Below are 23,975 nucleotides of genomic sequence, written 5' to 3' on the forward strand. Positions count from 1 at the left end.
GGGGCGGGCGCGCGCGCGCGCGGCGCGCGCCCCCGGCGGGGGCGCGCCCCCCCCCCCCCCCCCCCGCGCTCCGCATCTTCCACGAGGTGCTGCCGGACCTGCGCCGGACGCTCGGCCCCGACCACCCCGAGGTCCGTGCGAACGAGGCTCTGCTGGCCCGCTGGCGCCGCCGGGCGGACCGGCGGCTCAGGTCGGAGATCCTCTTCGGTCGCGGACACCGGAGCACCGACCGACGCGGTTTCGGGAAGTGGAGCGATGGCTGAACCCGACGACCGGACCGGCATGCCCGACGGGCTGGCGCCGCTCTCCTCCAGGGACCGCCGGGAGCTGGGTGCCTACCGGCTGCTGGGCCGCCTCGGTGCGGGCGGCATGGGGATCGTGTACCTCGCGCGCTCGGCCACGGGCCGGGCCGCGGCGGTCAAAGTCCTGCGCCCGGAACTGCTGAGCGAGCCGGAGGCGCAAGAACGCTTCCGGCGCGAGATCGCCGTGGTGTCACGGATCCCCGAAGACTTCACGGCGCCGCTCCTGGACGCGGAGGCCGACGAGAACGGCGTCTGGATGGCCACGGCCTTCATCCCCGGGCTCTCCCTCCAGCAGAGCGTCAACGCCTTCGGCCCGTTCCCGGCCGACTCGCTGTACGCGCTGTGGTACGGACTCCTCAGGGCCCTGCACTCCGTGCACGAGGCCGGCGTGGTGCACCGGGATCTCAAACCGTCGAACGTCCTGCTCACCGCGCAGGGCCCGCGACTCATCGACTTCGGGGTCTCGATCACGGCCGACTCGACCAGGCAGACATCGACCGGAGTGATCATCGGAACCCCGGGCTACCTGGCCCCGGAACAGGTCACGGGACGGCCCGTGCGGCCCGAGACCGACGTCTTCGCCCTCGGAATCGTGATGGCCTTCGCAGCGACCGGATCGTCGCCCTTCGACGGGGACAACCTCGTCAACGTGATCTACAACGTGCTCCACGGCGAGCCCCGGCTGTCCTCGCTGCCCGCGGACCTCGACGGCTGGGTCCGTACCTGCCTGAGCAAGGACCCCGCCCACCGGCCAACAGCCGAGGGCCTGCTCAGATCGCTCTCCGACCGCCGAATCACCACCGCGCAGCGGCAGCTCGCCCGCGGAGACTGGCTGCCCGACACCATCTCCCGCGCCACGCTGCGGCGCGCACAGCTCGTCCTCGACCTCGACCGCCCGTACCAGCTCTCACCGGACCGGGCCCTGGAACCGCCGCCGAATCTCGCCACGGCCGAGACGCTCCTGCGACCCGCTCCAGGAGGGCCGACCGTACGACTCCGACCACTCGGCATGCCGACCGGGGCGGTCCTGCCCCTGCCACCTCGGGACACGACGACCGTGCGCCTCGGCACACACGGGTACCCGCAGCCCGCACCGCAGCCCGCACCGCAGCCCGCACCGCGACCCGAGCAGCCGCCCGCGTTGCCGGACCCCCCACCGAACCCCCCACCGATTCCCCCCTCTGCCTACCTGCCCGCATTGCTGCCACCGCCGCCCGCGGAGCCGCCGGGTGGACCAGGCTCAGCCCCCGAGGTCCTGCTGCGCACCTTCGCCTCCCCCATGGAGGCCGAACTTCCGCCGCCTCCCCGCACCGGCCTGCGCCGCCGCTGGTTCCGCCGCCTGTCTGCCTGGCGCGCCCGAGGATGACCGCCCGTCCCGTCCCGCTCGACATCCCGGTCGACGTCCCGGTCGACGTCCATGCCGACAGCCCATGAACCGGCACGACCAGGTCTGAGCATGACGAACGCCCCGTACCAGAGCGGTACGGGGCGTCGCGCTGCGAACGTCAGGCGGGGCGGATGTGCTCGGCCTGGGGGCCCTTCTGGCCCTGGGTGACGTCGAAGGTCACCTTCTGGCCCTCCTGGAGCTCACGGAAGCCCTGCGAGTCGATGTTGGAGTAGTGGGCGAAGACGTCAGGGCCGCCGCCGTCCTGCTCGATGAAACCGAAGCCCTTCTCGGCGTTGAACCACTTCACGATGCCGGTGGCCATGTGCTGCTCCCTGGTCGGGGACGGGATACGCGCTGGTGCGTACCCCTGGGGTTGAGGTGATCGCCCTGGTCCTCCGACTGCCGATGCTGCGGTACTTCGGATCCACGACTGCTGACTCAAACGATACCCACGACAGCAAGGATCATGCAGCCGCTCGGCCCGCGAGATCGCCGGGGCAGTGGTGCTACTTCTGCCAGCCGATGGTCTCGGGCAGCGGGCTGTAGAAGATGGTGGCGCCGACGTTGGCGAGGCCCTTCCTGATGCCGTAGGTGGAGGGGCCGCTGTAGAGCGGCAGGAAGGCGTACTGCTGGAGGGCCTTCTGCTCGACCTTGTTGACGGCCGCGATCTGCTGGCCGAGGTCGGCGATCTCGCCGGTGGCGCGGATCTCCTTGTCCAGCTCGGGAGTGCCGGTTCCGGTGATGTTGGAGTCGCGGTCCGAGCAGTAGAAGTCGCACAGGTAACGCGCGCCGAAGGGGTCCGTCGAGCGGTTGCCGGAAATGAACAGGTCGAAGCGGCGGTCGCTGAGCACCTTGGAGAAGTCGTTCTCGGAGACCTTGTTGACGTTCACCTTCACGCCGACGGCCTTGAGCATCGCGGTGAACGCTCCGGCGGTGGCCTTCTCGATGGGGTCGTCGCCGAGCAGGGTGTAGCCGAGTTCGAGTTGCTTGCCGTCCTTGGCGCGGATGCCGTCGGCTCCGGGCTTCCAGCCGGCCGCGTCCAGGGTCTTCCGCGCCTCCTGCGGGTCGTACTTCAGGACAGCGGCGACGTTGTCCTGGTAGCCCTGCTGGAAGCTGTAGAGCACCGCCGAGCCGGGCAGCGGCTCCGTGTAGTCGAGGCCCTGGAACCGGATCTTCGTTATCTGCGGACGGTCGATGCTCTCCTGCACCGCCTTGCGGACCTGGACGTCGCCGAGGAACGGGGACTTGGCGTTGAGGTACAGCGCGTACTCGAAGGGGCTGCCGCCGCTGCGGATCTCGGCGTCCTTGACCGTCTTCACCTGCTTGAGGTTCTCCGCGGTCCCGACGGGGGCGTAGTCGAGTTCGCCGTTCTTGAAGGCGTTGATCGAGGCGGCGCTCTCCAGGTTGACGTAGACGCGCTTGTCGAGCTTGCCCGGCCGGCCCCACCAGTTGGGGTTGCGCACGAAGGTGATGTTGCCGGAGTGGTCGTCCCAGGTGCCCACGGTGTACGGTCCGGTGCCCCATTCGGGGTGGGCCGTCTTGACGTACGCCTTGTTGAAGTTGTCGACGGTGGCGGCCTGGGGGTGCAGGAAGGTGGTGAACAGCGCGGACCAGGAGGCGTTGACGCCCTTGAAGGCGATGACCGCCTGCTTGTCGTCGGCGCCCCGGGTGACGGAGGTGATGCGGTCGTAGCCGTCGGTGGAGGAGGCCGCGTAGTCCTTGTCCGAGCCGTTGTCGGCCTTCCAGGTGGCCTCGATGGCCCGCCAGTCGATGGGGGTGCCGTCGTTGAAGACGGCCTTGGGGTTGAGGGTGATGACGACCTTCTGGTCGCCGCCCTCGACGGAGACCTTCACGTCGCTGTAGTAGTCCGGGTTGTACTGGACCTCGCCGGTTGGCGAGTAGGTGATGGCGCGGGCGTTGTACCAGGCCCAGATCCGCGAGGCGTTCAGGGTGCCGTTGACGTTGAAGGGGTTGCCCTGCTCGTCGAAGGTGCCCGCGGTGGTGTAGGTGCCGCCGTCCCTGATGTTCTCGTACGGCTGGGGGTTGTAGTCGGTGACCGAGGACGCGGCCTTGGCGGCGTTCGTGGCGTTCGTGGCATTCGTGGCGTTCGGCCCGGAGGATCCGCCGGAGGGTCCGCCGGCGGGGGACGAGGAGGAGCACGCGGTGGCGGCGACCGCGACGGCCGCGGCGAGCGCGAGGGGCAGGGCGAGCTTCCGGCGCATGGGATGTCCTTGGTGGGAATCGGTGAGAAGGGGGCGGGGCGGGGCAGGGCGGGTGTCAGACCGCGTGGCAGGCGTACTGGTGGTCGGAGCCGTCCGGGGCGCCGACGGTCGCCGGCCGCTCGGTGCGGCAGCGGGTCCGTACGCTCTCGTCGGCCTCCCGGTACAGCGGGCAGCGGTCGACGAACACACAGCCCTCCGGCAGCCGGGTGGCACTGGGCTGCTCGCCCGCGAGGACGATGCGCTCGCGGTGGCGCTCGCGCTCCGGGTCGGGCACCGGGATCGCCGACAGCAGGGCCTGGGTGTACGGGTGCCGGGGCCGGGCGAAGATCTCCTCGGTGGCACCGGACTCGACGATGTGTCCGAGGTACATCACCGCGATGCGGTCGGAGACGTAGCGCACCACGGCCAGGTCGTGGGCCACCAGCAGGTACGCCAGGCCCAGTTCGCGCTTCAGCCGGGCGAGCAGGTTGATGATCTCGGCCTGCACGGAGACGTCCAGCGCGGACAGCGGCTCGTCCAGGGCCAGGAGCCTCGGCTCGCGGGCCAGGGCCCGGGCGATGCCGACGCGCTGGCGCTGGCCGCCGGACAGGGCGGCGGGGAAGCGGTCACCCATGGTGCGGTCCAGGCCCACCAGGTCCAGGAGACGGGTGACCCGGGACCGGATGGCCGTCCGGTCGGCACCGGCGGCCTGGAGCGGTTCGGCCAGCAGGCCGAAGACGGTCAGGCGGGGGTCCAGGGCGTCCGTCGGGTCCTGGAGGACGATCTGGACGTCGCGCCGCAGCTCGCGCACCTGGGCCGCCGACCGCAGCGTGGCGACGTCGGTGCCGGCCACTTCGATGCGGCCGCCCTCGGGGGCGCGCAGCCGCAGCACCTCGCGCAGCGTGGTGGTCTTGCCGCTGCCGGACTCCCCCACCAGGCCCAGGGTCTCGCCCGCGCGCAGTTCGAAGCTGACGTGGTTGACCGCGTGCAGGGTTCCCACCCGGCGCTTGAGGAGGGCCCCCTTGGTGACGGGGAAGGTCTTGACCAGGTCCTCCACGCGCAGGACCACCTCGCCCGCGGTCCGCTCTCCGGCGCGGGCCGGCGGCACGGCAGCGGCGCGCCCGGCCGGGTCGAGGGTTCCGTCGGCGATCTCCTGCGCACGGTGGCAGGCGACGTGTCCGACGTGTCCGTGCTGCCCGCCCGGTGCGGTCAAGGCCGGTGCGGTCAGGGCCGGTTCGGTCAGGGCCGGTTCGGTCAGGGCCGGTTCGGTGGTCCGGCACACGTCCAGGGCCACCGCGCAGCGGGGCGCGAAGGGGCAGCCGCCGGGCAGGCCGACCAGGGAGGGCGGCTCGCCGCCGACCGGGATCAGGGGCCGTTCGACGCCGCTGTCCACGGTGGGGACGCTGGCCAGCAGCCGGGCGGTGTAGGGCATCGTGGGACGGCGGAAGAGCTCGTCGACGCTCGCGTGCTCGACGATCCGTCCGGCGTACATGACGGCGACGTCGTCGGCGTGGCCCGCCACCACGCCCAGGTCGTGGGTGATCAGGACGAGGCCGGCGCCGGTCTCGCGCTGGGCCAGGCGCAGCACGTCGAGGATCTGCGCCTGGACGGTGACGTCGAGCGCCGTGGTGGGCTCGTCGGCGACGAGGACCGAGGGCTTGTTGGCGATGGCCAGGGCGATGACGACACGTTGGCGCATGCCGCCGGAGAACTCGTGCGGGAACGACTTGGCGCGTTCGCGCGGGTCGGGGATGCCGACCAGGTCGAGCAGTTCCACCGCCTGCTCCCACGCGTCCTTCTTCGACAGTTCCCGGTGCACGCGCAGGGCCTGGGAGAGCAGCCGGCCGACGCTGAAGATGGGCGTGAGCGCGGACATCGGGTCCTGGAAGACCATGCCGATGTCCTGGCCGCGCACCCGGGAGAGGCCCTTGTCGTCCATCGCCGCCAGGTCGCGGCCGCCCAGCAGGATCCGGCCGCCGAGGCGCGCGGTGGGCGGCAGCAGGCCCATGACGGCGAGGGCGGTGGCGGACTTTCCCGAGCCGGACTCGCCGACGATGCCCAGGGTGCGCCCGGGCAACAAATCGAAGCCGATGCCGCGCACGGCTTCCACCGGTCCGGCCTCGGAGGGGAAGGAGACGCTCAGGTCGCGTACGGACAGGACGGGTGCGGGCTCGGTGGGCCCGGCCGGGGAGCCGGCCACGGGCCCGGTGCGGCGGTCGGGTGCGAGGGTCATCGTCGGCCTCCTGCCGCGGCGGTGGTGGACGTGGGGTCGAGGGCGTCGCGCAGGCCGTCGCCGACGAAGGTCATCGAGACGGTGAGCAGGACGGTCAGCCCGGCGGGGAAGGCGAAGAGCCAGGGGGCGCTGGTGATGGTGCCCGCGCCGTCGGCGAGCATCGTGCCCAGCGACACGTCCGGGGTCTGCACGCCGAAGCCCAGGAAGGACAGCGCGGTCTCGCTGAGCACGGTGGAGACCACGCCCAGGGTGAGGTTGACGATGAGCAGGGAGCCCAGGTTCGGGATGATGTGGCGCACCACGATGCGCAGGGGGCGCACGCCCATGAACTCCGCGGCGCGCACGTAGTCGCGCTCGCGCAGGGACGTCGACACCGACCAGACCACGCGCGCGGTGGACATCCAGCCGAACACCGTCAGCACGAGGATGAGGACCCGCCAGTCGCCCGCCAGCCGGTGCGAGACCAGGGCGAGGATGAGGAAGGAGGGCACGATCAGCAGGAAGTGGACGACGGCGAGGGTGGCCTTCTCCACCCGGCCCCCGAAGTAGGCCGCGCCCGCGCCCACGACCGCGGCGATGGCGACGGTCAGCACGGACACGCTCACCGCGATCACCAACGAGCGCTGGAGGCCGTGCACGGCGGCGGCGTAGACGTCGTTGCCGCCCTGGTTGGTGCCGAACCAGTGCTCGGCGCTGGGGGCCTGGGTCAGTGCCGAGAAGTCGGCGTCCGCGTAGCCGTACGGGGTGAACAGGTCGCCGAGCGCGCTGAACAGCACGAGCAGCAGGAAGATCACCACGCCGGCGACGGCGATCCGGTTGCGCAGGAAGCGCCGCAGGTAGAGACGGCGCCGGCCCAGGTAGTGCCCGTCGTGCCCGGTGGGCGGCGGATCGGTGGCTCGCGCGGGTGCGGTGGCGAGTACGTCTTCGGAGGTCGCGTCGGGACTCACAGGGGTGCCCATCTCAGCTCACCCGCACTCTCGGGTCGAGGAGAACGGTGGCGATGTCCGCGAGGATCGCGCCGATCGCGGTCAGGGCGGCGGCGAAGGCGGCGGTCGCCACGGTGCCGTGCACGTCGTTCTTGCTGATGGTCTGGATGAAGTACTGGCCCATGCCGTTCCAGCCGAAGATCGTCTCGGTGAGGACCGCGCCGGTGAAGACGGCCGGGATGCTGAAGGCCACGGACTGTGCGGTGGGGATCAGGGCGGTGCGCAGGGCGTGCCGGCGGATCGCCTGGGCCCGGGTGAGCCCGGTGGCCCGGGCGGTGCGCACGAAGTCGGAGCCGATGACGTCCAGCAGCAGGGAGCGCTGGGTGAGGTGGTAGCCCACGTACCCCGTCAGGGTGAGCGTCAGCGTCGGCAGGATCAGGTGCAGCAGCCGGTCACCGGCCGTCGCCCAGAACCCTTCCACGCCGGGCGAGTTCTCCCCCGCGACGTACAGGAAGTGCCAACCGGCCTGCTCGTTCAGCTGGATGGCCAGCAGCACCAGGGCGAGGGCGGCGATGGACACCGGGACGTTGAACAGCGCCATGGAGAAGGCCTGGGCGGCCCGGTCCCTCCAGCCGTACTGGTGCGAGGCGGTGTGGACCGCGAGGGCGACACCGACGACGACCGACAGGACCGTCGCGCCGATCACCAGCTCGGCGCTGACGAGGGAGCGGTAGCCGATCTCCCCGTTCACCTGGACCCCGACCGGGGAGCGGCCCCAGTCGAAGTGCAGGACCACGCTGGTCAGCCAGTCCCACCAGCGGTGGAGCAGCGGCTCGTGCGGGTCGAGGTTGTAGGGGGCCAGGGCCCGGGATATCTGCTCCTCGGTGCGGACCGGGCGCAGTTCCTTGAAGTTCGAGCGCGGGTCGAGGAACCAACTGGCGAGGAAGTACGTGGCGTTGGTGGCCATGGCGATCACCAGGAACCAGCCCGCCGCCCTGCGTGTCACGTACCGGAGCACGGACGGCACCTCCCCACCAGGTGCGGCGGGTGCGCCTGGGGAACGCCGGGTCTGGGGGGGGTACGCATGCCCGTAGAACTTCCTGGGGTGAGAGTCGAGTGCACGATCGTGCAGATGTGAGTCTGTGCACGACTGGTGCGCGACGCCAGTGATCTGGGCATATGGACATGGGAACGAAACACCCCCGCAGCAAAGAGGCGTTGAACCCGCTCCCCCGTTCACATTTGCAGGGGGGGTGCCCTCGCGGAGGTGTGTCAGGGGGCGGGCCGGGTACGCAGGGTGCGGTCGGCGAGGGTCGTCAGGACCAGGACGACGCCGACGCCGACCATGATCCAGGCGATGAGGTGCATGCCGGGGTCGGAGACGCGGATGCGGAAGACGATGCCGGTGGTTGCGGAAGCGGCGATCGAGCCGAGGTAGCCGAAGGTGCGCAGCAGGCCGGAGGCGGTGCCGAGTTGTTCGGCGGGGGCGTGGTCGTAGAGGGCGATCTGGTTGCCCGCGCCGGACGTGCCCATGGCGACGCCGAAGACGAGAGTGACCACCACGACCCATCCGATCCAGCCCGAGGCGCTGAGCAGCAGTACGCCGGCGGAGCCGATGAGGCAGGCCAGGGCCGCTGCTACGACCGGTCCGCGCACCCGGTTGCGCCGGGAGACGAGCGAGATCACCAGACCGGACACGAGCGTCATGGGCAACAGGAGCAGTCCGGCTTCGGTCTCGGACAGGCCCCGGACGCTCTGGGCCCACTGGGTGACACCGTAGAGCACGACGTACGCGCAGAACAGGACCAGGCCGTAGCGAAGATAAGTACTGGTCAGGGCCCGGTTTCCGGCGAGCAGGCGCAGGTCGAGGAACGGGGTCCTGGCCCGCAGCTCCCACAGCACCAGGGCGATCCACAGCACGGCGGAGATCGCCAGCAAGTACCAGCGGGCATCGGGCAGGGCGAACAGGAACAGCAGCAGCGCGATCATCGCGGCGGCGAACCCGGCGATGCCGATGACATCCAGGCCGGCCGCGACGTCACGGGCGCGTCGGCTGCGGTCCGGTCGGCTGTCGGATGGGCTGTCGGGTGGGCTGTCGGGTCGGCTGTCGGGTGGGACCCAGGCCAATGTCGTGACCAGCGCGACGAGTGCGACCGGAACGTTGATGAAGAACACGGAACGCCAGCCCAGCACGGCCACCAGGACACCGCCCAGGGGCAGCCCGAGGGAGGCGGTCGCGATGCCGGCGATCTGCAGGCCGCCCAGCACTCCGCCCGGCGGCTTGTCCAGACCGGCGTCCTCGGCGCGGCGGCGGATCAGCAGCATGGCCGTCGGATAGGCGCACGAGGTGCCCAACCCGAGCAGTACTCGACTGATCAGGAGGGTCGGAAGGCTGTGGGCGGCGCCGCCCATGAGTCCTCCGACGATGACGAGTCCGATTCCGGCCAGGAACACCCGTCGTGGGCCGAACACCTCGGCGGCCTTGCCTGCGGTGGGCTGGGCGATCGCGCTGGCCAGGTACAGGGCCGTGACCAGGGCGGCGGTCCGCCCGATCGACACGCCGAGTCCGTGGGCGATCGGTACGAGGGCCGTGGCGATCAGCGAGCTGTTGATCGGGTTGAGCGCCGAACCGACGAACAACGGGGTGACGAATCGCCACGAGAACGGACGCCCGGGCGGTATCCCGTTCACCGGCGGGGCGTTGGTCGTCGGCCCGGGGGCAGGCATCAGCATCTCCAGTACGTGGTGGTCGCAGAAGTGCGCGGCCGTCCTCGACCGCCTCACCTTCAACGGCACCATCATGGCGGGGCGGCCGTCGAGGCCGGTCGGTTTGCCGGGACCGGCGTCGCGGTGGTGCAGCTCGGCGTGGATGGCGGCTGCCGGAGGACCGCGCTACCGGGGTCGGTTCGTCGGGCCCAGACCTGGCAGCGGTGTGGTCCACCAGCGGGCCTTGTACAGCTCGGTTCCGGTCAGGGCGAGCGTCCCGTCGGGGTGGTGGAAGGTGACGGCGGAGGTGCACCAGGAGCAGGGACCCGCGTGATCGGGCGTGATGGTGAGCAGGCGACCGGTAGCGGGCTCACTGCCCACGCTCTTGATCCCGCGGGCTGAATCCTCCGCGCCCAGGCCGACGGCTTCGAAGCGATCGAGGTGTGAGTCGTAGCGCCACAGGCGGTCGCCGGTGCTGAGCCAGAACGTCCCCGGTGCGGAGCGCACAGGTGCGAGGTCGTGTCCCCCGACTTCCGGAAGGGGGATGCTGCGTTCGGGGGTGAGGGACGGGATGTCGGGCGTGCCACCGACCCGAAGGGCCAGCAGGGTGTCGTCCCCGAGCACCCAGAGCAGCTCCGCGCCCTCGTCCCACTGCACGGCGTGGGCCCCGTCGAGTTCCTGCTCGGTATAAGTGGTGCTGCGAGGCCCCTCCGAGGCCGCGTACAGCCGCACCCATCCGGCAGTGCTGGCGACCACGGCGACATTGCCGTCCGGTAGGAGCTCCGCGCTGTGGGGGTTGACGGAAGTGCCGAGGTCCGTGGCCCAGATCGGCGTGCCGGTCGCCGTGTCGACCAGGGCTGCCAAGCCGCCCGAGGCGGTGACCAGGAGGGATCCTTCACCGTCGAGCACCACGTCCCTGGCCTCGGTGGGCCTGGCCCAGCTGCGGGCCGGCTCCAGGTCGGCCAGCCGATCGTCGCCGTCAGCGGTCCACGACCACACCACCGGCAACCGGTCGGCCTCGGGTCCGGCCTCGGGTCCGGCCTCGGGTCCGGCCTCCCGCGCCGTCTCACCGTCCAGGACGAGAACCTGCCGGGACGCCTGATCGACCGCGACGATCAACGCACTGCCCCGAACGCCGGCCGGCCCGGACCCCGGATCGGCCGCATCACCCGACGCATCACCCGGCACGGCTGCCTGCCCGGGCGCCTGATCAGCCGCGATGACCACCGCACTGCCGCGAGGCTCTCCGCCGCTGCCGTCCACGGCATGCGGGGCGGGGGTCGAACACGCCGTCAGCATCAGGCCGCCCAGGACGGATCCCAGCCTGAGGCCCGCTCCGGCTCTTGCGCACACTGCCACGTCCCCTTTGCGCCATGATTATCGGACTATCTACTCTGCGTCCCGGCGCCCCGGCCCGGCGCCATCCTCGTCGCGGCGTCCGGGTGAACTCGTCCGCACGGGGCCGTGGGAGGGCTCGCCCCTGCGGGCCGGGGAAGCAGCCGCACGCCCCACTCGGCGAGCTCCCGTACCCGTGGTCAGCACCCGCGCCCGCGCGCCGGCGCTGACACCGCGCGCCCGACGTGCCGCCCACTGCTGGAGCCCGCCACCTGGGGAGGGTGGCGGGCTCCTTCGCGTTCGGCTTCCCCGTGCGCGCTCAGGCCCGGCGCAGCACCCGGCGCAGCCATAGGGCGCCAGCCCCGGCGGCCGTCAGGGCAAGACCGCCGACGGCGAGGCCCGCGGTGTGGTCGGCCCCGGTGGAGGCAAGCTGGACGGATGACGGCGCGGCAGGCTGCGCGGCGTCGGCGACGCGGGCCTGCGGGGTGGACGGCGCGGTGGAGGTGGTGGACGGGTCCGCCGGAGCCGGGGCGCTCGGGGAGGACGCGGAGACCGGCACGGCGGCGCCGGCCGGGGCCGAGGACACCGGGGCCGACGGGGCAGAGGAGGCCGACGGGGCCGAGGAGGCCGATGGGGCCGACGAAGAGGACGGGGCCGAGGAGGAGGACGGGCTCGGCCCGGGCGTCTTCGTGGCGGCGGGCAGGACCTGAATCGTCGAGTGGGCAGCGCACTTCGTGGTTCCCCGGAACGGCAGGCCCTCGTTGACGAACACGCACGGGCCGAGCGTGGTGGTGCCCGCCGGAGTCTTCGCGTCGTACGACACCCGCACCCGGGCGACGACCTTGCCACCCGACCGGAGGCCGGAGTCACGGCCCTGGAGGTACACGCCGTAGGGGTCGTCGGGCGCGATTCCGGCCACCTTGTCCAGCGTCCGCCAGGCCCCGTCCGCCGTACGCACCTGCACGGTCGCGTACCGGTCCACGAACAGGACGTTGCCGAGGTTGGTGTAGTCGGACGGCGTGGGGTTGTCGAGGGTGGCGTCGAACTCGACCGGCGCGCCGCCCGCGACGGCGGTGGCGGGAACGTGGTCGAGCGAGCTCGTGATCGAGGTGACCTTGATCGTGCTGGTCACCTCGGCCTGCGCCGGCTCGTGGGGGTCGACGACGACGGCGGAATGCAGGGCGATGGACCGGAAGCCGCCGTTGGTGGCGCCGTCGTGGGGCAGGCCCATCGGCGCGCCGATCCGCAGGTCGACCTTGAGGGTCCGCCCGGCCGGGACGGTGAGCCCGAGCACCGTCCCGTCGTACACGACGCCTCCGGAGGTACGGGTCATCCCCAGCGGCACCGACTTCCACGTACCGTCAGCGGGGTCCCTGTAGTCGATGACGATCGCGTCCGGCGGCGTTCCGACGTCGGTGACGGTCCGCAGCTCCAGGTGGTAACCGGTGCTCTCCTGGCCCGAGTTGGTGATGTCCTCGGTGAACTCGACCGGCCCACCGGCGAATCCGACCGAGGCCGGGGCCTGGACGGAGAGCGAGGTGTGCGACGGCTCCCCCGCGAAGGCCACCGGGGCGGCGGCCACGACCGATCCGCAGACTGCGGCTACGCCGAGGGCAGCGGCGACGACGATGGCACGACGGGTACGACGGGTACGACGGGTACGACGAACATGAACGATGGTGGACACAGTTCTCCCCTGAAACCGTTCTGCGGGCAGGCCGCAGCAGCGCGCTGATGACTGATGGCTGAATGACTGAATGACTGATGGCGAGCGGGCCGCAGCAGATTTGTGTGCGGCCAGGGGGCGACCACGGCCCCGCTTCTCACTGTCATAGACGTGGAGCCCGGCCAGGGGTTGCAGGCGATCGGAAAGAAATTTCTCCCCGTCTCCGGACACCTGCCGACGACGGACGCCGGGCCGTCAGTCCCAGCGGGCGGATCCCGACAGGCCCCTGACGCATCCTCAAGTTACTATCAGGTATTTTTAAGGGGCCTTTCAGGTGAACATTGCCACTTCTTGAAGGATTACCCGTGCTCCGTCACCCGTCCCACCACCTCGGCCGCGCCGCCCGCACCACGCTCACCGCCGCTCTCACCCTCGGCACGGCGCTGGCAGCACTGCCCGCCGCCTCCGCCTCCGCCTCCGCCGACACGCAGATACCCGCCCCGGCGGCGCCCGCGGCCACCGACACCCCACACCTGGACGCCGTCGAGCAGACGCTGCGTCAGGTCTCACCCGGCCTGGAGGGAACGGTCTGGCAGCGCACCGGCGGCAACAACCTGGACGCCCCCGCCGGTGACCCGGCCGGCTGGCTGCTGCAGACCCCGAACTGCTGGGGCGACCCGAACTGCACCGACCGGACCGGCAGCGAGAAGCTGCTGGCCAAGATGACGGCGAACATCGCCGGCGCGACCCGCACCGTCGACATCTCCACCCTCGCGCCGTTCCCCAACGGCGCGTTCCAGGACGCGATCGTCGCAGGCCTCAAGGCCTCGGTGGCGGCGGGCAACAAGCTGACCGTACGGGTCCTGGTGGGGGCCGCCCCGCTCTACAACATCACCGCGCTGCCGACCAGTTACCGAGACGACCTGCTGGCCCGGCTCGGCCCGGCCGCCGCCGGCGTCACGCTCAACGTCGCCTCGATGACCACCTCGAAGACCGCCCTGTCCTGGAACCACTCCAAGCTGCTGGTGGTGGACGGCCGCAGCGTGATCACCGGCGGCATCAACAACTGGAAGGACGACTACCTCGACACCACCCACCCGGTGTCCGACGTCGACCTCGCGTTGACCGGCCCCGCCGCCGCCTCGGCCGGCTCCTACCTCGACACCCTGTGGGGCTGGACCTGCAAGAACACCGGAGTGCTGTCGAGTGCCTGGTTCGCCTCCAGCAACGGCGCGCCCTGCCTGCCGAACCTGGAGAAGGACGCCAACCCCGGCCCGGTGCCAGCCACCGGCAACCTGCCGGTGATCGCAATCGGCGGCCTGGGCGTCGGCATCCGGAACGTGGACCCGGCCTCCACCTACCAGCCGGACCTGCCGGCCGCCGCCGACGCCAAGTGCGGCCTGGTCGCCCTGCACGACAACACCAACGGCGACCGCGACTACGAGACGGTCAACCCCGAGGAGAGCGCGCTCCGGGCCCTGGTGGCCGGCGCCACCAGCCACATCGAGATCTCCCAGCAGGACCTGAACGGCACCTGCCCGCCGCTGCCGCGCTACGACCTGCGCCTCTACGACCTGCTCGCCGCCAAGCTCGCCGCCAACGTGAAGGTGCGCATCGTGGTGAGCGACCCGGCCAACCGCGGCACGGTCGGCAGCGGCGGCTACTCGCAGATCAAATCCCTCGCGGAGATCAGCGACGCGCTCCAGGCCCGGCTGGCGGCCCGGACCGGCGACGCGTCCGGCGCGAAGGCCACCATGTGCCGGAACCTCCAGCTCACCTCCTTCCGCGCGGCGCCGACCGCGAACTGGGCCGACGGCCACCCGTTCGCGCTGCACCACAAGGTCGTCGCGGTCGACGGCTCGACGTTCTTCGTCGGATCGAAGAACCTCTACCCCGCCTGGCTGCAGGACTTCGGCTACCTGGTGGAGAACCCGAACGCGGCCGCCCAGCTCGACGCGAACCTGCTGGCTCCCGAGTGGCACTACTCGCAGGCCGCCGCCACGGTCGACTACACCCGCGGCATCTGCCCGAACTGAGCGCGTTCTCCATCCGCCAGGATGTCCACGAGGTCCTGCGGTGGGTGGGTGCTGCTCCTCCTGTCGTCCTGGGACGGTACCCGGACTCGCGCGCCGAGGTGCCGTGAGCAGCCGAAGCCTCGACGGGGCTCAGCCCCGGCCGCCGGTCAGATGGGCAGGTTCCAGGTGGGGCCTTCTTCGGTGCCGATCCACACGCGCTGGCCGTCGCCGTCGACCGTGATGCCGAAGCCCTCCTGGTGGGGGGCGCCGTGTTGCTGCCAGGCCTGGATGGCGGCCTCGGCCTGGTCCCACAGGCGCAGGGGCCCGCGCTGGGTGACGGTCCAGCCGCCGTCGGGGTTCGGCGTGGTGCGGGCGTGGGAGCCGGTGGCGAAGTCCACGAGGATCTGCTGGTCTCCGGCGCCGATGATCTCGGCGGAGGGGGCGGCGAGTTGGGCGACCCACTTGCCGGTCCAGTCACCCAGGATCGCCGGGTCGATCTCGCTGGGCCGTGCGTCGCCGGAGAGCAGGGTGACGGGCTGGCGCGGGGGCCGGTCGTGCGGCCGGGCGACCATGAAGTTGACGTAGCCGGGCAGGAAGCGGCCGCTCGCGCAGCCGGGCCCGGTGACGGTGAGGAGTGCGAGGCCGAAGGCGAAGCTCCACCCGGTGAAGGTGGCGAGGATCCTTCCGCCGGGCCTGACCTGGTGGAGCCACGGGAGGGGGAGGTGGCGGACCGAGCAGGTCGCGATCAGCCGGTCGTACGGTCCGCCGTCGGCGTACCCGGCGAGGCCGTCGCCGATGACGAGGGTGGGAGAGTAGCCCGCGGCTTTGACCGCCTCCGCCGCCCGCGCCCCGATTTCCGGGTCGACTTCGACGCTCACGACGTTCTGTTCCCCGAGGCGGTGGGCGCCGAGGGCGGTGGAGTAGCCGGTGCCGGTGCCGATCTCCAGCACACGGTGGCCGGCCTCGACATCGAGCTGCTGCCACATCCCCAGCACGAGGGAGGGGAGGGTGGAGGAGGACGAGGGGGCACCGGCCACCGGCCCCTGGACGTCGGAGGGGCTCAGATGGCCGTCGAGCTGGGTGACCAGTGTCTGGTCGCGGTAGACCCCCTCCAGGCGGCCGGGGTTGTCGCACAGGACTGGAACGTAGGCCGTGGGCGCGCTGGCGGGCACGGGCAGGAAGTACTCGGGGACGAAGGTCTCGCGCGGCACGGCGGCCGCGGCCGCGCGCCAGGCCGGATCGGTGAGGGCGCCGTCGGCGGTGAGCCGGTCGACGAGGGCGGCGCGCAGTTCGGCGGGGGTGCTCACGGGTTGGTGCCTCTCTGGAGTCGGTCGGCCAGGGCCTCGGCGATCAGGTCGGTCATCGGCGGCGGGAACCACGCCCACTGACCGTTCGGGTTGCACTCGAAGAAGTTCCAGCACCCGGCGGTGTCGACGGCGAAGTCGAAGGCGCCGAAGACCAGGCCGAAGGCGCCGAGGTAGCGGGCCACAGCAGCGGCGACATCGTCGGGCACCGCGACCTGGGTGTAGGTCAGGAGGTTCTGCCGGCGGCGCCAGTCGAGGTCGGGGCTGTCGATGGCGATCGGGTCATCCCGGTGTACCTCCTTCACGGGCCGCGGCCGTACGGCCGTCAGCACAAGCAGGTTCCCACAGTACGTAGTTGAGAGAATACTTACCGTAGCGCACATGCCGTTCGCCAGAGGTTCCGGCCAACTCGCGCGGGCCTGGCCGTGTTGCTCGCAGCGGGCGGGCACCGGTCGAGGACTCCCGGCGAGAACCGGTGCGACGACGCATCGCGTCCCGCGCCGACCTGCTGGACACCCGGGCGGCGGTGACCGGCACCGAGCACCTGCGGCTGCATCACGCCCTGGGCACCGTCACCCGGGCGCTGACCGCCCGCCTCGACGCTGCCGCCCGCGCGTACGAGGGCTGAGCCAGGGACGGGGGTGCCGGGCAGCTCTCCCGGCTGGTGTGACCAGGCGGTGCGCAATGAAGCCGGGGTGTGGGACGTGACGGAAATGTGTTCGCCAGCGGGGGGTGCCGTTGCTATACGATCACTCGGCCGACCGTCGTGAAGCCGCGGCGGGCCCACCCGTGTTTCAGATCCCGAGGGACCGTTGAAGATCCGTCATTCGCTCGCTGCCGTCCTCCTTGCCGCAGCCGCCGCACCCGTCGCCCTGGGCGCCGCCCCGGCGTTCGCCGACACCGTCCCGGCGGGGCAGGGGCAGACCGACCCGGCCGAGACCAAGGCGGACGAGGAGAACCGGGCAGCGATCGAGAGGCTGCTCGTCTACCCGAACGACTACCTGCTCACGGCTCCGAGCGACTACCTGCGCGAGCACGCGGGCCAGGCCCTCGCCGGCACCCCCGCGGACCGGGCGCGCTTCCTCGCGGTGGAGGCGGACAGGATTCGCCGGGACGACGCGCGGATCGCGATCCTGTGGACCATGAACGCCGCCGGCCCGGCCGTCAAGAAGGCCGCCAACACCGCGTTCGGCTCGAACGACCTCGACGTGTTCCGCGCCTACCTGAACGTCGGCCAGTACACGGCCCGGGCCGAGGACGAGAACCGCGCCAAGGTGCAGCAGCTCCTCGACGACCCGAACAGCGGACCGGGTGTGCGCGAGGGCGCCCAGCAGGCACTGGCGGGAACCGCCGCGGATGTCGAGCGCTTCCTCAACACGGGGCTGAAGACGGCCGCCGAGCACGACGACCGGGTCCTGCTCAGCCAGATCATGTCCCGCGGCGGCCCGGCGGTGAAGAAGGCCGCCAACGCCGCGATGTCCGGCACCATCGAGGACGTCCGCGCCTTCCTGAAGACCGGCCAGTACGTCGCCCGGGCCGAGGACGAGAACCGCGCCAAGGTGCAGGACATCCTCGCCGACGCGGGCACCGGCCGCCACGTCCGGGAGGCGGCCGAGAAGGCGCTCGCCGGCAGCGCGGCGGACGTCGAGCACTTTCTGAAGGAGCAGTTGGAGCCGCTGCGGGCGGGCGACGACCGGATCCACGTCTCGCAGCTCATCGAGGCCGGGGGGCCCGAGGTCCGCAAGGCCGGCCTCGCCGCGCTCGACGGCGGCATCGCGGACGTCCGGGCCTTCCTGAAGGAGGGCCAGTTCACCGCCCGGGCCAAGGACCAGGCCGCCGCGAAGACCACTGCCGAGACCACTGCCGAGACCGCGACGAAGACCGCTACGGAGACCTCGCGGGGCGGCTCCGGCACCACCCAGGCGGTCGCCGCCGTGACCCCCGACGCCGCTGTCGCGCCCGCCTCGGCCACCACCGGGACGACGACCACCGGCACTACGACCGCCACCACCACGGACGGCCGGAGCACCGCCGGTGGCTCGCTGGCCGCCACCGGCACGACCGCCCCGCTCGGGCAGCTCGGCGCCGCCGCCGGCGCGGCCGTCCTGCTGGGCGCCGGCGCGGTCGTCGCCTCGCGCCGCCGCTCGCAGGCCTGATCACCCTCCTCCCCCGGCCGGCCCGCACCTCACACCGGCCGGCGGAGCGTTTCCCCCACGCCCACACCCACAGCCACGCCCCCAGCCACACCTACGCCCACAGCCGGGCCGACGTCGGCTGGTCGCCCCGACCGGGCCGCCGGCGTTGAGGCGCTGCGTGCCCGTGAGGCGGAGCAGCGGCGGTACCGCGGGCGCCGTGATGCCTTTGGTTGCCGGGGAGTTGGCGGCTTGGGCGGGCTCGGGTGCCCAGTGCGCGCCTCGGGACGCTCGTGAACGCGACGGTCCCTGCCGGCTGGCCATCGCCTGGCCGGTGTGGGTACGCCGGCCGGCTGGCCTGCCTGCATTGCCGACTCCCGGAGTCCTGCGGTGACTTGCGTTCCGGCGGCAGCCAAGGCCTTCCTCACCGAGGCGAGCCTTCGCGGCACTTCGTCTGTGCTCGGCCGCAGCCGTCGGTGGGGACGGTCAGGGGCTGGTTGCGGGGACGGTCGTCGCGGGGCTGCGGCGTTGGGGAAGGGTGATGCCCTGGTCTTGGGCGGTCGGGCCCGGGCGGAGGGTCCATGGCACCTGGTCGGTGCTGGTGAGCCATCCGTTCGCCACGAGACGGTGCACGATGAAGAGGTTCACCTCGCGCAGGTCGGGGCGCGAGCCCAGCCCCTTGCACAACTGCCTGAACGACGGACCGTGTCCGTGCTCGGCACGGAAGGCCACCGTGAACTGCGCGGCCTGCGGCCCGCGGTCCGGGTGCGCGTCCTTCCACCGCTTGTACGCGGTCTGGCTCCTGGCGTCCAAGGAAGGGTGCTGAGGCGGTCGGGGCGGGGGCAGCGTGAAGGCCATCGCGACCCGTTCCGGGCCCAGCGCGCACAGGGCGCAGTACTCGACGCTCTCCGCATGCCGCCGCAGGGCGGGCGTGGCCGCGTCCTTCCACCGCGTCCACGCGGCGGCGTTGAAGTCGAAGCCCGGAGTCACGGTCGTGCTGGTGCCGGTGCCGGCTTCGGGGTCTGCCGCCTTCTCCTGGGCGGTGGGCGGACGCATGCCCGCGAGGTGGCCCACCTGGGGATCCAGGCGGTAGCGCCCGTCGGCGAGTTCGGCGAGGAAGCCCTTGGCCAGAAGGTCCGGCAGAGCGGCCCGGCAGGCTTCGGGAAGGTCGGGCGGGATCTGTCCGAGGAGCGTGGAGGTGCTGTGTGCGGCGGCGAACAGGGCCGCCAGCCGGGCGGCCGGCGGGAGTTTGCGGACCGGCTTGGCCGACAAGGCCCGTGTGGTCCACCCGGATACGCGCGAGCGCACGGCTTTTCCGAACGGCAGGGGGTGGTCGGCCTCGCGGGCCAGATCCGGGACGGTGACCGGCGTCGCAGGTGCGACCGGGTCGCTGCTGAAAATCGTGTCGCCCATCAGCCAGCCCAGGCCGCGGAGGGCATCGACCACTTCGCGGGGATCACCCAGCCGCAGGGCGGACAGGTCAGTACCGGTGAGGTTGCCGGTGCCGCCACGTGCGGCCCGGATCGCCACCACGACGGCCAGGAGCTGCTGGCCGGGATCCGGCAGTGGCAGGGCGGCCACGTAGCTCAGCAGCGTGCGCGCCGCCGCGCCTTGCTGGGGTGTCAGGAGGAAGGGCAGCGCCTGGGGTTTGCCGGCCGGAACGGCGGTGGCGTTGCTGGAGCTGGGGGTGGATGCAGACTGTGGCACGCCTCCCCCAACGCGCCGCACCGGCTGAGGTTACTGCCCGGGTCCCGTCCGGAGCAGCCCGCCGCCCGCCGGGCCGCGCAGACGCCGACGTGGTGGGAGCCGGCTGCGGCTGCGGCTGCGGCTGCGGCTGCGGCTGCGGCTGCGGCTGCGGCTGCGGCTGCGGCCGAACGGAAGGGGTCGGCGGTTCCGTGCGCGGACTGCCGAGCCGAGTGCCGCGATCTTCCCGGGACGCATGGGAGTCCGTTTCGCCGAAGGCCGCCGAGAGCCGCCCCTGCGGACGTCCAACACCAGCCACCCCAAGCCACCTTGTCCTGTCCGCGGCCAAACCGGGTTGTCCGCCGCCCACCTGGCCTTCGACCGGGTTCTTGTAGATGGACAATCAAACAGGCTGCACTGTGGAGTCTCCACCGGCGCCAGGGCCGTCAAGGGCTGGTGGTGAGCATGTCGATGCTGATGGCGGCCTTGTAGGCAGCTCGGTCGATGGCGGGTCCGCGAGTTTTGCATCCAGAGATCGCTCGTTCAACGATGCGCTCTTCTGCGCGGACCCGCCATTCGGCCAGGAGCCTCCAAGGAGGTCTCCCAACTGTCGATCGATGGATCAACGGCCCGTCAAGCAAAGGAAACCCGCACCACAAACCCCGTAGCAGCCGCCACTGGGTCTCTGAACAGAAATCACACGAGAAGGAGCATCGAATGATCAAGCGACTGGTGGGAACAGTGGTACCCATCCTCGCAGCAACAGCACTCCTGACCGCCAGCCCGGCCAGCGCCGCCGGGACCGGCTGGTCGAGCTGCGACCGAGGCCTGTGCGACTACGCCTACGTGGAAGGCGCGATCGGAACGATCACGGACGACAGCGACGACGGAATCGGAGCTGCCCTGGACCTCTATCTTTCCAGCGGCGAACACACCGGCATCTTCATGATCGCTATGGGACCCAAGGCGAAAACCTTCAAGTACCCCATCAAGCAGGCCCGGATCTGCAACTGGAACGGCAGCCTCTCCTCGTGCGGTGCCTGGAAGTACTTCCAATAAGCTCGCCAGCCGCGAGCAGCCGGTCCAGTCGGCGGCGAGAGCGTGGTCAGCCTCGGGGCCGAACCGGCGCCAGATGGAGTTCGCGTGGCGAGAGCCCGCCGGACCGGGGCCCGCAGCCCGATCGGTGGTCTGCCCTCGGCCGGTTCGTCGCCGGATCAACGCGAACTCGCGGACAGAACCCGGATGTTGCGGCACCGGAGCGCGGCTTGCGGCCGGATCCTGGGGGACGAAGGACAGGTGTCCCGCTATGGTCGGTTGGGCACTCAGGATCCGGGGTGCCGGTCATCGACGGAAGCGGGGCTGGAATCGGCATGGTCAGGTCTGTGGTGCGGTTGATCACCGGGGCACCGGGGGCGGGCAAGTCGACACTTCTGGGCCGGCTGCGGGAACGGCCCGTCACGGTGGTCGACTTCGACGAACTGCCCGACGAGGACGGTCGGTTGCTCGGTATCGACATCACCTCCCCGGACGCGTCCGGGGTCTGGCCCGACTACAACCGCCTGTGGGTGCGGATCGCGGGCATGCTCGCGCGAGGAGGCGGGCCCGTCCTGGTGTCCTGCCCCCTCACCCCGGCCGAGTGGGAGGCCGCCGCGGCCGAGGTGCCGGACGCCCCGGAGGTCGTCTGGGCGCGGCTGGACTGCGCGGACCACGACCGCCGCGTCCGTTTGGCCGCCCGCGGCTGGAGCGCGGAGCAGGTCGAGGAAGCCCTCCAGGACGCCGACGAACTGCGCGAACTCGTCCCCACGGCCTTCACCAGCTCCGGCCGTGCCCCGGTGGAGGTCGCCGAGGACGTCCTGCGGTGGATCACCGACTCCTCCAACGCCTGACCCGGCGGCGATCGGAGCCGGCTCCCCCTCCCCCGAACGGGCCGACCACGGCGACCGCTGCCGGCGGCCACACGACCGGCGCCGGTGACCCCGTCAGGGGGCCGTCGGGTGTCGGGTTGACGAGATCGTTCGCACTCGGGAGCATGTGTCGCCGCGTGCGTGCGCGGGTGTGTGCAGACCGGATTCGTGGGGTGTGGGGTCATGAAGTTCGTGGTGTCCGGGCGGTGCGTGGGAAGGGTCGGGCTGGCCGTCGGCGCGGTGCTGATGTCGGCGGCCTGCGCGGCAGGCGGGGGCAATGGGGCGACGGCGCACGGCCCGGTACCCACCGAGGCGGTCGAATCCGTCGGCTCCGTCAGCGCCGTCAGCGCCGTCAGCGCCGTCAGCGCCGCATTCGGCAAGGCGGTCGGGACCGAGGACCTCACCGGGCTCGGCACTGTGTCCGGCCCGGTAGCCGGGGTCCAGCAGGCCGGTGCGCCCGCGACCACCCTCTCGATCACGGAGGGCGAGGTCGGCGAGGTGGGTCCGCACGGGACGATCACCTATCCGTCGGTGACCAGTTGCCTGGTCGTCACCGTCTACCTGCGGGACGGCGGCAAGGTCGGCGGCCATGTCAGCCTGTTCCAGGTCCCGGGGAAGTACTACTCGGACGAGGTCCTGCCGGCCATCAGGCGTGCCGTCGGTGGCCGACGGGTGGCGGCCGTCGACGTCAGCGGGGCCGTCGGGGCCTGGAACCCCTCGTACCTTCGGAAGGCCATCGAGCGGTACACCGACGGGTCGGTCCCCGAGCCGACGGGCGACGCGAAGGGGATCGGTGACGTGGTGGCCAAGATCCTGGGCCGACAGGGCAAGGAGGTCACCGTCCGGGACGTGCCGGACGGCGACATCACCAGGTGAGCACCACGTCGACGGCCCGGCTCCGCTCAGAGCGCCAGTTCGACGAGGCCCGCGAGCAAGCCGACGACGATGCCCAGGACCGCCACGGCCGCAAGCCCGATGAAGAGGCCGACCACCAGGGTCATGACCTCCGGGGCCTCACCACGCCGGACTCCGACCAGCAGCCAGCCGGCCGGCACGGCGCCCAGTACGAGGACCGCGCCCGCGCCGGCGCCGTACTTCACGGCGGGCGACGACGACGGCTCGTAGGCCACGCCCCGCACCAGCCGCACCGGGAGCCGGGTGCCGGCCCGGTGCTTGCCGGTCGTGCCGTTCACCACGATCGGGCGGGCCTCGCCCGCGGAGGCGCCGGCCGGCGTGAACCGCCCCTGGCAGTTGGTGCCGTCGCTGTTGCCCTCGCTGTCGGACACCTCATAACAGCGGTCCACCAGCACCACGCCGTCCGGCGGGCCCAGCCCCATGGCCGCGCCCATCCGCTCCGCGCTCAGCCACCAGGCCAGCCACACCGCCCCGGTCAGGAACGCCACTGCCAGCATCCCCGCCACCGCTCGCACCGCCACACCCCACACGCCGCCTCCCCGCGTACGCACCACGACCGCTACCCTCCGTTGTTGCTGCTGCGCTCGCCGCCCCCGCCGCGCCCGCCGCGCAGAGCCTGCCCGACCGACCGCCGGGACCGATACGGCCAACTGAGGATGACAGCAAGGAAGTTGGCGTGCAATGCCCCACCCGGGCCCGGCAGCACCCGATGCCGGTGAGCGGCGTGGCGGCGGACGGACGCGCCAGTGCGCACGTGGAGGCGGTGCCGGCGTGGCGGAGGCCGCAGTCCGGTCCGCTCTTCTCCTCAGCTCGGCGCGGGCGCCGCACCGTCGAGGACGAGGTCGATGACCTGGAACCTCACCACCAAACTCGTCTCGGTCCTGCGCGGCCACGCCGACCCGCGGCTGCTGGACGACTACGAAACCGAGCGCCGCGCAGTGGGCCGGATCACCGTGGACCAGGCACTCCTGCGCGCCCGGGCCCCGCCCACGCCTCCCCGGCCCCCCTCACAGCCCTCGGCGCCGCCACGCGACAGGCGTTGGGTGGCTCTGTCCACGAGAACCGACAGCACCTGTACACGAGTTCGGGCAGCACTCGAAGCTCTGCAGAAATGGAACAGTTCTGACTTCGGGCAGCACGGGCCCCTGCCGAGAGGGCGGTTTCTAGGGATCGTCGCAACACGTGGTTGGTTTGATCAGGCCGCGAGTAGTTTATGCAGGCGCGGGGGGGGGGGGGGGGGCCGCCCGCGGGGGGGGGGGGGGGTGT

Annotated in this window: 21 protein-coding genes; 9 read left to right on the forward strand and 12 right to left on the reverse strand. The window is 71.8% G+C overall.

Going from position 1 to position 23,975, the window contains the following annotated elements; all coding sequences use genetic code 11:
* Both ACFV6I_RS11925 and ACFV6I_RS11930 read left to right on the forward strand, forming a co-directional pair.
* A partial coding sequence (locus ACFV6I_RS11925; protein ID WP_380424785.1) for a hypothetical protein occupies positions 1–263 on the forward strand: 263 nt, incomplete at its 5' end.
* The gene (locus tag ACFV6I_RS11930; protein ID WP_380424788.1) at positions 256–1,668 is read left to right on the forward strand and encodes a serine/threonine-protein kinase; all 1,413 of its coding nucleotides are present in this window, start codon (positions 256–258) and stop codon (positions 1,666–1,668) included. The genes ACFV6I_RS11925 and ACFV6I_RS11930, both read left to right, overlap by 8 nt.
* A gap of 139 nt (positions 1,669–1,807) precedes the next feature.
* Here the strand turns inward: ACFV6I_RS11930 and ACFV6I_RS11935 are convergent, their stop codons facing one another.
* From ACFV6I_RS11935 to ACFV6I_RS11970, 8 genes are all read right to left on the reverse strand, one after another.
* Complete coding sequence (locus tag ACFV6I_RS11935) at positions 1,808–2,011, reverse strand: cold-shock protein (protein WP_063352633.1); 204 nt, start codon at positions 2,009–2,011, stop codon at positions 1,808–1,810.
* A 184-nt stretch (positions 2,012–2,195) separates the two neighbouring features.
* Positions 2,196–3,911, reverse strand: a complete 1,716-nt coding sequence (locus ACFV6I_RS11940) for an ABC transporter family substrate-binding protein (protein ID WP_380424790.1) — start codon at positions 3,909–3,911, stop codon at positions 2,196–2,198.
* Positions 3,912–3,966: 55 nt separating this feature from the next.
* Positions 3,967–6,123 carry a dipeptide ABC transporter ATP-binding protein gene (locus ACFV6I_RS11945; RefSeq protein WP_380424792.1) on the reverse strand — a complete coding sequence of 719 codons (2,157 nt, stop codon included), beginning with the start codon at positions 6,121–6,123 and terminating at the stop codon, positions 3,967–3,969.
* Positions 6,120–7,082 carry an ABC transporter permease gene (locus ACFV6I_RS11950; protein ID WP_380424795.1) on the reverse strand — a complete coding sequence of 321 codons (963 nt, stop codon included), beginning with the start codon at positions 7,080–7,082 and terminating at the stop codon, positions 6,120–6,122. Before ACFV6I_RS11950 ends, ACFV6I_RS11945 begins: the two co-directional genes overlap by 4 nt.
* Before the next feature lies 1 nt (position 7,083).
* Positions 7,084–8,067, reverse strand: coding sequence for an ABC transporter permease (locus tag ACFV6I_RS11955; RefSeq protein WP_380424797.1), 984 nt, complete (start codon positions 8,065–8,067; stop codon positions 7,084–7,086).
* Positions 8,068–8,321: 254 nt separating this feature from the next.
* Positions 8,322–9,833, reverse strand: a complete 1,512-nt coding sequence (locus ACFV6I_RS11960; protein ID WP_380424821.1) for an MFS transporter — start codon at positions 9,831–9,833, stop codon at positions 8,322–8,324.
* A gap of 108 nt (positions 9,834–9,941) precedes the next feature.
* A complete protein-coding gene (locus ACFV6I_RS11965; protein ID WP_380424799.1) occupies positions 9,942–10,874 on the reverse strand; it encodes a DUF6528 family protein in 933 nt (310 codons plus the stop codon).
* Positions 10,875–11,409: 535 nt separating this feature from the next.
* Positions 11,410–12,672, reverse strand: coding sequence for a hypothetical protein (locus ACFV6I_RS11970; protein ID WP_380424801.1), 1,263 nt, complete (start codon positions 12,670–12,672; stop codon positions 11,410–11,412).
* A 449-nt stretch (positions 12,673–13,121) separates the two neighbouring features.
* Between ACFV6I_RS11970 and ACFV6I_RS11975 the strand changes: the two genes are divergently transcribed.
* Entirely contained in the window at positions 13,122–14,792 is a 1,671-nt protein-coding gene (locus ACFV6I_RS11975; protein ID WP_380424803.1) for a phospholipase, read from the forward strand.
* 146 nt (positions 14,793–14,938) lie between these two features.
* On the opposite strand, the gene tgmC is transcribed toward ACFV6I_RS11975, so the two are convergent.
* Positions 14,939–16,078 carry an ATP-grasp peptide maturase system methyltransferase gene (gene tgmC / locus ACFV6I_RS11980; protein ID WP_063352630.1) on the reverse strand — a complete coding sequence of 380 codons (1,140 nt, stop codon included), beginning with the start codon at positions 16,076–16,078 and terminating at the stop codon, positions 14,939–14,941.
* On the reverse strand, positions 16,075–16,380 hold the full coding sequence (locus tag ACFV6I_RS11985; protein WP_159398732.1) for a hypothetical protein: 306 nt from the start codon (positions 16,378–16,380) through the stop codon (positions 16,075–16,077). Before ACFV6I_RS11985 ends, tgmC begins: the two co-directional genes overlap by 4 nt.
* A 170-nt stretch (positions 16,381–16,550) precedes the next feature.
* Between ACFV6I_RS11985 and ACFV6I_RS11990 the strand changes: the two genes are divergently transcribed.
* Both ACFV6I_RS11990 and ACFV6I_RS11995 read left to right on the forward strand, forming a co-directional pair.
* Entirely contained in the window at positions 16,551–16,703 is a 153-nt protein-coding gene (locus tag ACFV6I_RS11990) for a hypothetical protein (protein ID WP_380424805.1), read from the forward strand.
* A gap of 184 nt (positions 16,704–16,887) precedes the next feature.
* Positions 16,888–18,231, forward strand: coding sequence for an ALF repeat-containing protein (locus ACFV6I_RS11995; protein ID WP_380424807.1), 1,344 nt, complete (start codon positions 16,888–16,890; stop codon positions 18,229–18,231).
* Positions 18,232–18,693: 462 nt separating this feature from the next.
* Here the strand turns inward: ACFV6I_RS11995 and ACFV6I_RS12000 are convergent, their stop codons facing one another.
* The gene (locus ACFV6I_RS12000; RefSeq protein WP_380424810.1) at positions 18,694–19,914 is read right to left on the reverse strand and encodes a hypothetical protein; all 1,221 of its coding nucleotides are present in this window, start codon (positions 19,912–19,914) and stop codon (positions 18,694–18,696) included.
* A gap of 693 nt (positions 19,915–20,607) precedes the next feature.
* Here ACFV6I_RS12000 and ACFV6I_RS12005 point away from each other — a divergent pair.
* The 3 genes from ACFV6I_RS12005 to ACFV6I_RS12015 all read left to right on the forward strand — a co-directional run bounded on the left by ACFV6I_RS12005 (position 20,608) and on the right by ACFV6I_RS12015 (position 22,670).
* Positions 20,608–20,949, forward strand: coding sequence for a hypothetical protein (locus ACFV6I_RS12005; protein WP_380342558.1), 342 nt, complete (start codon positions 20,608–20,610; stop codon positions 20,947–20,949).
* Positions 20,950–21,260: 311 nt separating this feature from the next.
* A complete protein-coding gene (locus tag ACFV6I_RS12010; RefSeq protein ID WP_380424812.1) occupies positions 21,261–21,776 on the forward strand; it encodes an AAA family ATPase in 516 nt (171 codons plus the stop codon).
* Between the two features lie 201 nt (positions 21,777–21,977).
* A complete protein-coding gene (locus tag ACFV6I_RS12015; protein ID WP_380424815.1) occupies positions 21,978–22,670 on the forward strand; it encodes a hypothetical protein in 693 nt (230 codons plus the stop codon).
* 26 nt (positions 22,671–22,696) lie between these two features.
* On the opposite strand, the gene ACFV6I_RS12020 is transcribed toward ACFV6I_RS12015, so the two are convergent.
* Positions 22,697–23,206, reverse strand: a complete 510-nt coding sequence (locus ACFV6I_RS12020; protein WP_380424817.1) for a hypothetical protein — start codon at positions 23,204–23,206, stop codon at positions 22,697–22,699.
* A 348-nt stretch (positions 23,207–23,554) separates the two neighbouring features.
* Between ACFV6I_RS12020 and ACFV6I_RS12025 the strand changes: the two genes are divergently transcribed.
* Positions 23,555–23,975, forward strand: a 421-nt coding sequence (locus tag ACFV6I_RS12025; RefSeq protein ID WP_380424819.1) for an FAD-dependent monooxygenase, incomplete at its 3' end; no start/stop codon positions are given.

This window comes from Kitasatospora sp. NPDC059803 (genome assembly GCF_042732255.1).
In the GTDB taxonomy this organism is placed as follows: Bacteria; Actinomycetota; Actinomycetes; order Streptomycetales; family Streptomycetaceae; genus Kitasatospora.

What these genes read in the sequence shown, in the direction of transcription:
- ACFV6I_RS12020 (WP_380424817.1), bottom strand. Translation starts at nt 23,206, where the DNA reads ATGCTGGCAGTGGCGTTCCTGACCGGGGCGGTGTGGCTGGCCTGGTGG.
- ACFV6I_RS12010 (WP_380424812.1), top strand. Translation starts at nt 21,261, where the DNA reads ATGGTCAGGTCTGTGGTGCGGTTGATCACCGGGGCACCGGGGGCGGGC.
- ACFV6I_RS11940 (WP_380424790.1), bottom strand. Translation starts at nt 3,911, where the DNA reads ATGCGCCGGAAGCTCGCCCTGCCCCTCGCGCTCGCCGCGGCCGTCGCG.
- ACFV6I_RS12005 (WP_380342558.1), top strand. Translation starts at nt 20,608, where the DNA reads ATGATCAAGCGACTGGTGGGAACAGTGGTACCCATCCTCGCAGCAACA.
- ACFV6I_RS12015 (WP_380424815.1), top strand. Translation starts at nt 21,978, where the DNA reads ATGAAGTTCGTGGTGTCCGGGCGGTGCGTGGGAAGGGTCGGGCTGGCC.
- ACFV6I_RS11945 (WP_380424792.1), bottom strand. Translation starts at nt 6,123, where the DNA reads ATGACCCTCGCACCCGACCGCCGCACCGGGCCCGTGGCCGGCTCCCCG.
- ACFV6I_RS11935 (WP_063352633.1), bottom strand. Translation starts at nt 2,011, where the DNA reads ATGGCCACCGGCATCGTGAAGTGGTTCAACGCCGAGAAGGGCTTCGGT.
- ACFV6I_RS11930 (WP_380424788.1), top strand. Translation starts at nt 256, where the DNA reads ATGGCTGAACCCGACGACCGGACCGGCATGCCCGACGGGCTGGCGCCG.
- ACFV6I_RS11950 (WP_380424795.1), bottom strand. Translation starts at nt 7,082, where the DNA reads ATGGGCACCCCTGTGAGTCCCGACGCGACCTCCGAAGACGTACTCGCC.